This is a genomic window from Pseudescherichia sp., assembly GCF_032052675.1.
Classification (GTDB): domain Bacteria; phylum Pseudomonadota; class Gammaproteobacteria; order Enterobacterales; family Enterobacteriaceae; genus Pseudescherichia.
In genome coordinates this window covers 155,285-163,305 of record NZ_DAMBWA010000011.1, presented here as the reverse complement: position 1 = coordinate 163,305, position 8,021 = coordinate 155,285, and the positions used below count along the sequence as shown (strand labels likewise).

Genomic DNA, 8,021 nt, shown 5'->3' with positions numbered 1-8,021 from the left:
GTAGAGCATCTCCTTTACACGGAGGGGGTCGGCGGTTCGAGCCCGTCATCACCCATCATCATTAAGATGATGACCGCAGTGTAGATAAGCAGTGAGATTGGGCGATTAGCTCAGTTGGTAGAGCATCTCCTTTACACGGAGGGGGTCGGCGGTTCGAGCCCGTCATCACCCACCACTCGGGTCGTTAGCTCAGTTGGTAGAGCAGTTGACTTTTAATCAATTGGTCGCAGGTTCGAATCCTGCACGACCCACCAATGTAAAAAAGCGCCCTAAAGGCGCTTTTTTGCTTTCTGCTGTCTGTGATTTCACGCCGGGCGGCACTGCGTTTGCCCGGCCTACGGTGAGCACGGTGCGGTTTGTAGGTCGGGTAAGCGCAGCGCCACCCGACATAACCATTTTGACATCTTCTCTCAAGCTCTCTAAAAAAATGCCGATATAACAGGTTTATGGCAAGAGAGGTTTTACAATGACAACTATTTCAACATCAACACCGTCAGTCCAGTCCAGCAGTTCCGGCAGCGCCTCCAGCAGCGCCAACAGCGATATCGCCTCCCAGATCCAAAGCCTGACCCAGCAGGTCACCAAGCTTACCAAGCAGCTGAAAGACGTTGCTAACGGCAGCGGCACCACGGAGGAGAAGCAGAAGCAGCAGGAACAGATCCAGAACCAGATCAAACTGCTGCAGGCGCAAATCGCTCAGCTCCAGCGCCGCCAGGCTGAAGAGGCACAGAAAAATCAGGAGCAGAAACAGACCAAAGCTGAAGGCGTTAACTCCCCTTCCGCCGAGCATAAGATTGATATCTACATTTGATGGCTCAGAGAGGCGTTATGCCTCTCTAATTTCTCAACAAACGCGATAAATCACTTTTCATTAACATCCAGAAAAACGCAAAATGGTGGCACTGTCTTTCAGGAGTCATTATGAAATTTCTACGCGTCCTCGATCCCTTTACGCTCACGCTCATTGCCGTTGTTTTGCTGGCCTCCTTTTTTCCGGCCCGCGGCGGCTTCGTCCCCTTCTTTGAAGGACTCACTACTGCCGCTATCGCCCTGCTCTTCTTTATGCATGGGGCCAAGCTCTCCCGTGAAGCCATTATTGCCGGCGGCAGCCACTGGCGGCTGCATCTGTGGGTGATGTGCAGCACCTTTATCCTCTTCCCGGTGCTGGGCGTGCTGTTTGCCTGGTGGGCGCCGGTTAACGTGAGTCCTGAGCTCTATACCGGTTTTCTCTACCTCTGTATCCTGCCTGCTACCGTACAGTCCGCGATTGCCTTTACCTCGCTGGCCGGGGGCAACGTGGCAGCCGCGGTCTGTTCTGCCTCCGCCTCCAGCCTGCTGGGTATCTTCCTCTCGCCGCTGCTGGTGGGTCTGGTGATGAATATGCATGGCGCACAGGGCAGCCTGGAGCAGGTCGGTAAGATCATGCTGCAGCTGCTGCTGCCATTTGTGCTGGGCCACCTCTCTCGTCCGTGGACCGCCGCGTTTGTTGCGCGTAATAAAAAGTGGATTGCTAAAACCGACCAGACGTCAATTCTGCTGGTTGTCTACTCTGCCTTTAGCGAGGCGGTGGTGAACGGCATCTGGCATAAGGTGGGAATGGGATCGCTGCTGTTTATCGTGATTGTCAGCCTGGTGCTGCTGGCGATTGTGATAGGCGTAAATATCTTTGTGGCGCGCAGCTGCGGCTTTAACAAAGCCGATGAGATTACTATCGTCTTCTGCGGATCGAAAAAGAGCCTGGCCAACGGTATTCCGATGGCCAATATTCTCTTTCCGACGTCAGTTATAGGGATGATGGTGCTGCCCCTGATGATCTTCCACCAGATCCAGCTGATGGTCTGCGCCGTACTGGCGCGCCGCTATAAGCGTCAGGCCGAGGCACAGCAGGCCCGCCAGGCCGCTGACAACAGCTAAGGACGCCGCAGGGGCTGTACCAGATGCGTCAGCCCCTCGGTTTTAATCAGCAACGTAAAGGCCATCAGCTGCCCGAGATGCCCGGGCGGAAACGTCTCCTTGCGGGCAAACCAGAGCAGGTACTCTTCCGGCAGATCGATCAGCCTGCGGCCCCTATATTTACCAAAGGGCATCTCGGTGTTAGCAATCTCTACCAGCTGAGCCTTATCCATCTCAGGCCCCCATCAGGCGCAGCATCTCGTCTTCGTCGATCACCGCAATTCCCAGCTCCTGCGCTTTGGCCAGCTTCGAGCCCGCCGCCTCGCCAGCAATCACCAGATCTGTCTTTTTCGAGACGCTGCCTGCCACTTTTGCCCCCAGCTCTACCAGCCGTGCCTTAGCGTCATCCCGTGACATCTGACTCAGGCTGCCGGTTAACACCACCGTTTTACCGGCAAACGGACTGTCGATTTCGTCGGCGTTAACCACCAGCGGCTTCGGCCAGTGAATACCCACCCCTTCAACCAGATCGCGGATCACTTCGCGGTTGCTCTCTTCCGCCATAAAGTTAAATACATGGGTAGCAACGACAATGCCGACGTCCGGCACCTTCTGCAGATCCTCAATCGATGCCGCCTCCAGCGCCTCCAGCGTACCAAAGTGCGCCGCAAGGCCTGCCGCCGTGGCTTCGCCTACCTCACGAATGCCCAGCGCGTAGAGGAAGCGCGCAAAGGTGGTCTCTTTCGCTTTTTCCAGCGCGTTGACCACATTCAGCGCCGACTTCGGTCCCATGCGATCCAGCCCGGTCAGTTTACCCGCCGTCAGGCGGAACAGGTCGGCTGGCGTGTGCACATACTCTTTTTCCACCAGCTGATCGATAATCTTATCGCCCATGCCGTCAACGTCCATCGCCCGGCGAGAGACAAAGTGCTTCAGCGACTCTTTACGCTGCGCCCCGCAGATCAGGCCCCCGGTGCAGCGGGCTACCGCCTCGCCTTCGACGCGCTCGACGTCGGAGCCGCAGACCGGACAGTGTGTCGGGAACGTCACGTCGCGGGCGTCCGCCGGACGCTCGGACTCAACCACGTTAACCACCTGTGGGATCACATCTCCCGCGCGGCGGATCACAACCCGATCGCCAATTTTTAGACCCAGTCGCGCGATCTCGTCCGCATTGTGCAGGGTGGCGTTGCTCACCAGAACGCCAGCCACCTGCACCGGCTCAAGACGCGCCACGGGCGTAATCGCCCCGGTGCGCCCTACCTGAAACTCGACGTCCCGCACAAAGGTCAACTGCTCCTGCGCGGGGAATTTAAACGCCACCGCCCAGCGCGGCGCGCGAGCGACAAACCCCAGCTGCTCCTGCAGATCGAGAGAATCGACCTTGATCACTACGCCGTCGATATCGAACCCGAGGGTTGGGCGATCCGCCTCTACCTGATGATAGAAATCCAGCACGGCTTCCGGCGTATCACAGATGCGAATACGATCGCTGACCGGCAGGCCCCAGGCCTTGAACTGCTGCAGGCGACCCAGATGGCTGCGAGGCAGATCGCCCCCCTGCAGGATACCTACGCCGTAGCAGAAAAAGGTCAGCGGCCGCTTGGCAGTGACGCGCGGATCGAGCTGACGCAGCGAGCCAGCCGCCGCGTTGCGCGGGTTAGCAAACACTTTGCCACCGGTGCGCCGGGCCTCGTCGTTGATCTTCTCAAAGCCTGCCTGGGGCAGAAAGACCTCGCCGCGCACCTCCAGCCGTGTCGGGATATTATCGCCGTGCAGCTTGAGCGGGATCGCCCGGATAGTACGTACGTTGGTGGTGATATCCTCACCGGTGGTGCCGTCTCCGCGCGTAGCGGCCTGAATCAGCACGCCGTTCTCATAGATGATACTCACCGCCAGCCCGTCAAGCTTTAGCTCACAGCAGTAGCTCAGTGCATCGGTGCTCTTCAGGCGATCCTGCACGCGCTTGTTGAATGCCAGAAAGCTCTCTTCGTCGAAAACGTTATCCAGCGAGAGCATCGGGACTTCATGGCGCACCTGGGTAAAGGCGGTGAGCGGCGCTGCCCCGACTCGCTGGGTGGGGGAGTCCGGCGTAATAAGATCGGGATGCTCGGCCTCCAGCGCGCGAAGCTCACGCAGCAGGCGGTCGTATTCGGCATCCGGGATTTCAGGCGCATCCATCACGTGATAGAGATATTCATGATGGCGAAGCGTGGTTCGCAGTTCAGTCAGCTGTTGTTCGATTGAGTCCATATCGCACCATCAATAGAAAAAACCCCCGACAGGCGGGGGCTTATAAGAGAGAGATAACACTACCGCAGGCGTTACGCGTTCGCCTCTTTCACTTCGCGAATGCGGTCCTGATACTCACGCAGTTTCTGCGGCGTCATCATCCGACGCTGATCGTCCAGCACCACGCCGCCAACTTCATCGGCAATGTACTGTGCAGACTGGAGCATCAGCTTGAAGTTCTGCATCTCATCGCCATAGGACGGCACCTGCATAAACATAGTGACGCCAGGAGTAGTAAAGTTACCGGTCATCTCCGGATCGAAGGTACCCGGATTAACCATGTTGGCCAGGCTGAAAAGGGCCGGGCCGCTGCCGTCTGGGCTAAGGTGACGATGGAAAATATTCATATCACCAAAGGCGAAACCGGCCTGTTGAATGCTGGCCAGCAGAACCTCACCGCTCAGTTCGCTGCCCGGGTGTGCGGCAACGTTCATAATAATAACGGTCTCTTTGCGCTGCGGCTTCTCTGCAGCTGCAGGCGCTTCCTGCGGCGCAGGTTCAGGTGCGGGCTGCTGCGGCTGCGGCTGCGCCACAGGCTGCTGAGCAGCAGGCTGTTGTACAGGCTGCTGGTGAACAGGTTGATGCTGTACCGGTTGCTGTTGAATCGGTTGCTGTTGCACAGGCTGGTGCTGAACCGGCTGCGTCGGCGCACTTCTCACCGGCTGCGGTTCAACGTGCGGTGCGGCAGGCTGCTGAACAGGCGGCGCCTGGCGCAACGGCTCATCCTGCTGCACGGGAGCATGCTGGCGAGGCTGAGCAGACGCATAGGGCGGCTGATACTGGTGCTGCGGCGTTTTCGGAGCCTCTTGCTCCTGACCCGCTCTCGGGGCGTGGCCCGTTTTATGAACACGCACTTCACCCACGCCTTCATCGACGTTATCTTCGGTGTCGTCATCATACGATTCGTCATCGTCACGACGCGACTTCATGCGTTTCATTGGGCGATCGCGGAACATCGTCGAACGCTCTTTCCGGCTGGTCCAAAAACCGTGAACCAGTAAAGCGATTATGGCGATCGCGCCAACAATGATTAATATCAGACGCAAATCCTGCATCATTATATTCTCTGTTGTTCTAACACCTTGCCACCACGGCAAACATTTACTCACTAAGAGTATTTGCCGTTCAGCGCAAGTGCAAGTGCACACGCAGCTTTCACCGCATAAAGATGTGTAAAATCGTACTTTTTGCTGTTTTTTCGAACATTTCCGAGCTGTGTACTCAGCGCGATACGGATAATATAGCCACGCACCCCATTCGGGGGTCATGAAAGGAGTATAGTCTGACTATGGTTTCAACATCAGTCACCCCGCCGCGCAGTGGCGTTTATTACTTTTCCCAGGGCTGGAAGCTCATCACCCTCCCCGGCATCCGGCGCTTTGTCATTATGCCGCTTCTGGTCAATATCATCTTGATTGGTTGTGCTTTCGTCTGGCTGTTTACTCAGCTGGATAGCTGGATCCCGGCGCTGATGAGCCATGTACCGGACTGGCTGCAGTGGCTGAGCTATCTGCTCTGGCCTATCGCCGTGCTCTCCGTAGTGCTGGTTTTTGGCTACTTTTTTTCAACCATCGCTAACTGGATTGCCGCCCCGTTTAACGGCCTGCTGGCCGAGCAGCTTGAAGCGCGCCTCACTGGAGCAACGCCGCCGGATACCGGCATCACTGGGATTGTTAAGGATCTGCCGCGGATCATGAAGCGTGAATGGCAAAAGCTAGCGTGGTACTTACCCCGAGCCGCCGTTCTGCTGCTGCTCTACTTTATTCCCGGCATTGGGCAGACTGTCGCCCCGGTACTCTGGTTCCTGTTTAGCGCGTGGATGCTGGCGATCCAGTACTGCGACTACCCGTTTGATAACCACAAGGTGCCTTTTAAAACCATGCGCGGCGCGCTGCGGGCGCGTAAAGTGACCAATATGCAGTTTGGTGCGCTTACCAGCCTGTTTACGCTTATTCCGCTACTCAACCTGGTGATCATGCCCGTTGCCGTCTGCGGCGCGACCGCTATGTGGGTAGAGTGCTATCGGTCAAACCATGCCCTCTGGAAATGAGGGCGATATTCCGCTCTTATTCCATAGTTGTTGCTATTATTTCTCATCAGCATATAGATATGCGAAATCCTTACTTCCGCATATTCCTTAACCGCGTATGCTGATGTCGTTCCCAAATTCATACAGTTAAGGACGGGCTATGAGTAAGATTTTTGAAGACAACTCGTTGACTATCGGCCACACGCCGCTGGTCCGACTGAACCGCATCGGTAATGGACGCATCCTCGCTAAGGTCGAGTCCCGTAACCCAAGCTTCAGCGTGAAATGCCGTATTGGTGCCAATATGATTTGGGATGCCGAAAAACGTGGCGTGCTGAAAGCAGGCGTTGAGCTGGTTGAACCAACCAGCGGCAACACCGGGATTGCGCTGGCCTATGTGGCGGCCGCACGTGGCTACAAGCTGACGCTGACCATGCCGGAAACCATGAGTATCGAACGCCGTAAGCTGCTGAAAGCGCTGGGCGCGAACCTTGTGCTGACCGAAGGCGCTAAAGGCATGAAGGGCGCCATCCAGAAAGCCGAAGAGATCGTTGCCAGCGATCCCGCTAAGTATCTGCTGCTGCAGCAGTTCAGCAACCCGGCTAACCCGGAAATTCACGAAAAAACCACCGGCCCGGAGATCTGGGAAGATACCGATGGTCAGGTAGATGTATTCATCTCTGGCGTGGGCACCGGCGGTACGCTGACCGGCGTGTCGCGCTACATTAAAAATACCAAGGGTAAAACTGAGCTGATCACCGTGGCGGTAGAGCCAACGGACTCTCCGGTTATTGCCCAGGCGCTGGCAGGCGAAGAGCTGAAGCCAGGCCCACATAAGATTCAGGGTATCGGGGCCGGCTTTATTCCTGGCAACCTCGATCTGAAGCTGATCGACAAGGTCGTCGCGATTACTAACGATGAGGCGATCAGCGTTGCCCGTCGCCTGATGGAAGAGGAAGGCATTCTGGCAGGCATCTCCTCCGGCGCTGCGGTTGCCGCTGCGCTGAAGCTGCAGGAAGATGAGGCCTTTACCAACAAGAACATTGTCGTTATTCTGCCCTCTTCAGGTGAGCGCTATTTGAGTACCGCCCTGTTTGCCGATCTCTTCACTGAAAAAGAGCTGCAGCAGTAAACGCGGACAGCGAGAATCGCATAAAAAAGCACCTTTCGGGGTGCTTTTTTGTGGCCCACGTCAAACTTTCAACTCACCTGGCATTGATTCGCCTTGTCGGGTCTGGTATTTAACCAGCACATTTATTTTGAAGCGCGAAATTAATCGAATTGTGACTTTAAACTTGCTGAATCGATTTTAGGATTTGGTTGAAGTCTCGCTTTCGCGGCATAATGTTATTGACGAGTACTTGCCACGGTCAGAAGTGCCAGCAGCGGATTGCGCAGGCGAACTTTTGTCCCGCGTCCCGTTATGCCGGCGCTAACAATACAGGCTAAAGTTATGCCGCCAGGCTAGACTTTAGATCCACAACACTAAACCTATAAGTTGGGGAAATATAATGTTCCAGCAAGAAGTTACCATTACCGCTCCGAACGGTCTGCATACCCGCCCTGCTGCTCAGTTTGTGAAAGAAGCGAAAGGCTTCACTTCAGAGATCACTGTGACCTCCAACGGCAAAAGCGCTAGCGCAAAAAGCCTGTTCAAACTCCAGACTCTGGGCCTGACCCAGGGTACCGTTGTAACGCTGTCCGCTGAAGGCGAAGACGAGCAGAAAGCCGTAGAGCATCTGGTAAAACTGATGGCTGAACTCGAGTAAGTTCCGGGTTCTTTTAAAAAATCAGTCACAAGTAAGGT

General features: G+C 56.0%; 8 protein-coding genes and 2 tRNA genes. 7 read left to right on the top strand and 3 right to left on the bottom strand.

The genetic code is table 11. From position 1 onward, the window contains the following. The first annotated feature begins 99 nt into the window (after nucleotides 1-99). The 4 genes from RTX96_RS15595 to RTX96_RS15580 all read left to right on the top strand — a co-directional run bounded on the left by RTX96_RS15595 (nucleotide 100) and on the right by RTX96_RS15580 (nucleotide 1,914). Nucleotides 100-175: transfer RNA gene (locus tag RTX96_RS15595), tRNA-Val, on the top strand. Between the two features lie 3 nt (nucleotides 176-178). Next, nucleotides 179-254 (top strand) — tRNA-Lys (locus tag RTX96_RS15590). Between the two features lie 212 nt (nucleotides 255-466). Further along, nucleotides 467-811 carry a FlxA-like family protein gene (locus RTX96_RS15585; RefSeq protein WP_103818931.1) on the top strand — a complete coding sequence of 115 codons (345 nt, stop codon included), beginning with the start codon at nucleotides 467-469 and terminating at the stop codon, nucleotides 809-811. A gap of 110 nt (nucleotides 812-921) precedes the next feature. Then, on the top strand, nucleotides 922-1,914 hold the full coding sequence (locus RTX96_RS15580; RefSeq protein ID WP_312270063.1) for a bile acid:sodium symporter family protein: 993 nt from the start codon (nucleotides 922-924) through the stop codon (nucleotides 1,912-1,914). Here RTX96_RS15580 and RTX96_RS15575 read toward each other — a convergent pair. From RTX96_RS15575 to zipA, 3 genes are all read right to left on the bottom strand, one after another. After that, nucleotides 1,911-2,126, bottom strand: coding sequence for a DUF3820 family protein (locus tag RTX96_RS15575; protein WP_103818929.1), 216 nt, complete (start codon nucleotides 2,124-2,126; stop codon nucleotides 1,911-1,913). The genes RTX96_RS15580 and RTX96_RS15575 overlap by 4 nt on opposite strands. A gap of 1 nt (nucleotide 2,127) precedes the next feature. Continuing rightward, the gene (ligA, locus tag RTX96_RS15570; protein ID WP_312671513.1) at nucleotides 2,128-4,146 is read right to left on the bottom strand and encodes an NAD-dependent DNA ligase LigA; all 2,019 of its coding nucleotides are present in this window, start codon (nucleotides 4,144-4,146) and stop codon (nucleotides 2,128-2,130) included. Nucleotides 4,147-4,217: 71 nt separating this feature from the next. Further along, the gene (gene zipA, locus RTX96_RS15565; protein WP_312671512.1) at nucleotides 4,218-5,243 is read right to left on the bottom strand and encodes a cell division protein ZipA; all 1,026 of its coding nucleotides are present in this window, start codon (nucleotides 5,241-5,243) and stop codon (nucleotides 4,218-4,220) included. Between the two features lie 230 nt (nucleotides 5,244-5,473). Here zipA and cysZ point away from each other — a divergent pair, with 230 nt between their 5' ends. The 3 genes from cysZ to ptsH all read left to right on the top strand — a co-directional run bounded on the left by cysZ (nucleotide 5,474) and on the right by ptsH (nucleotide 7,983). Next, complete coding sequence (gene cysZ, locus RTX96_RS15560; RefSeq protein ID WP_103818926.1) at nucleotides 5,474-6,235, top strand: sulfate transporter CysZ; 762 nt, start codon at nucleotides 5,474-5,476, stop codon at nucleotides 6,233-6,235. Between the two features lie 139 nt (nucleotides 6,236-6,374). Then, on the top strand, nucleotides 6,375-7,346 hold the full coding sequence (gene cysK, locus RTX96_RS15555) for a cysteine synthase A (RefSeq protein ID WP_103818925.1): 972 nt from the start codon (nucleotides 6,375-6,377) through the stop codon (nucleotides 7,344-7,346). A 379-nt stretch (nucleotides 7,347-7,725) separates the two neighbouring features. Beyond that, nucleotides 7,726-7,983, top strand: coding sequence for a phosphocarrier protein Hpr (ptsH, locus tag RTX96_RS15550; RefSeq protein WP_002913505.1), 258 nt, complete (start codon nucleotides 7,726-7,728; stop codon nucleotides 7,981-7,983). Nucleotides 7,984-8,021 lie beyond the last annotated feature (38 nt).